This is a genomic window from Pseudomonas agronomica, assembly GCF_025917275.1.
Lineage (GTDB): Bacteria > Pseudomonadota > Gammaproteobacteria > Pseudomonadales > Pseudomonadaceae > Aquipseudomonas > Aquipseudomonas agronomica.
Genome location: NZ_JAOSHO010000784.1, coordinates 1 through 1,573, shown reverse-complemented (window position 1 = coordinate 1,573; position 1,573 = coordinate 1). Strand labels below are relative to the sequence as shown.

Annotated in this window: 2 protein-coding genes; both read right to left on the bottom strand. The window is 62.9% G+C overall.

Annotated features, from left to right (window positions below; all coding sequences use genetic code 11):
- Positions 1–23 precede the first annotated feature (23 nt).
- Positions 24–650, bottom strand: coding sequence for a helix-turn-helix transcriptional regulator (locus OC610_RS27115; RefSeq protein WP_030139639.1), 627 nt, complete (start codon positions 648–650; stop codon positions 24–26).
- Positions 651–737: 87 nt separating this feature from the next.
- A partial coding sequence (locus OC610_RS27110) for an NAD(P)/FAD-dependent oxidoreductase (RefSeq protein WP_264432434.1) occupies positions 738–1,573 on the bottom strand: 836 nt, incomplete at its 5' end.

Below are 1,573 nucleotides of genomic sequence, written 5' to 3'. Positions count from 1 at the left end.
GGCCAGGCCAGGCAACACAAATCTTAGCCCTTCAACTCCTTCAAATGCTTGTACACCGTCGCCCGTCCCATGTTCAGCACATTCGCCACATAGTTGGACGCGCTCTTGCCCTTGAACGCGCCTTCGGCATGCAGCGCCAGCACCAGCTCGCGTTTGTGGTCGCGGGTCAGCAGGTTCAGGCTCAATTGACGCTCGCGCATCCAGGCGTGGAGGAAAGTGTTGATCCGCTCCTGCCAATCATCGCGAAACAGTGAGTCCGGTTGCGCAATCAATTTGTTCGGCGACAGGAACAGGTCCAACGCCGCCTTGGCGTTTTCGAACAGCGAAATATTCAGATTGATGCACAGCACCGCCAGGGGGTGGCCCTTGGCGTCTCGCAGCACGCTGCTGAGGCTGCGGATCTTTTGCCCGTCCCAATTCAGCTTCTCGTAGGGCCCGATGTTTCGTTCGCTGACGTCTTCGCTGAGCATGTCTTCCAAGGACGAGTCATCGCCAATTTCGCGCTTGGACAGGTTGTTGGCGATGTAATCGACCCGTTGCGTGCGCAGGTCATGCAGCACCACTTCGGCGTGGGGGTAGAAAAGCGTGGCGATGGCGTCGGCGATGGTGCGGAAATTATCCAGCGCCGGATCGGCTTGCGGGGCATTCATGACAGGACTCCAGGCGGTCAGCGCCCCGTGAAGCAGGGGCGCGAGGGAGTGTGCCGCAATCGTGGCGATGCGTCACCTCGATGAAGATCAGCCCAGGCGAGCGGGCGATAGCATTGCGGCGTTCAAGCCGAAACGGGCGAGGCCATCGGGCAGCGGTTCGCCACGCACCAGCGCCGCGCTGGCCTGGCCCATGGCGGGAGAGGTCTGGATGCCGTAGCCGCCCTGGGCCGCGACCCAGAAAAATCCTGGCACCTGCCCATCGAAACCGGCCAGCAGATCACCGTCATGCACGAAGCTGCGCAATCCGGCCCAAGTGCGGGTCGGGCGGCGGATGGTCAGGGTGGTGGCTTCTTCGATCTGGTAGATGCCCATGGCGATATCCAGCTCTTCGGGCTGCACGTCGTGGGGCTCGACCGGGTCGGCATTGGCGGGCGAGCCGAGGAACATGCCGGCGTCCGGCTTCATGTAGAAGGATTCGTCGAGGCTCACCAACATCGGCCAGTCATGGCTGTCCACGCCCTCCGGGCCGGCGAAAATGAACGCCGCCCGCCGCTTGGGTTGCAGGCCCAGCTTGCGCGCGCCGGCCATTACGCCCACCTGATCGGCCCAGGCGCCCGCCGCGTTGACCAGCACGGGCGCGCGGAACGTCTGGCCGGCGATCCTGACCTGCCATTGCCCTTGATCGTCGCGGATCAAGTCGAGCACTTCGCTGTCGGTATGCACTTCGCCGCCGTTGCGACGAATGCCGCGCAAGTAACCCTGGTGCAGCGCATCGGTGTCGATGTCACAGGCCGTGGGGTCATAGATAGCGCCGTGGACTTTTTCCCGGCGCAGGATTGGCAGCCGCACGCAGGCTTCTTCGGCATTGAGCAATTGCATCTGCGGCACCGTGGCCTTGGCGCTGAGGTATTGGTTATTCAGCT

What these genes read in the sequence shown, in the direction of transcription:
- OC610_RS27115 (WP_030139639.1), bottom strand. Translation starts at nt 650, where the DNA reads ATGAATGCCCCGCAAGCCGATCCGGCGCTGGATAATTTCCGCACCATC.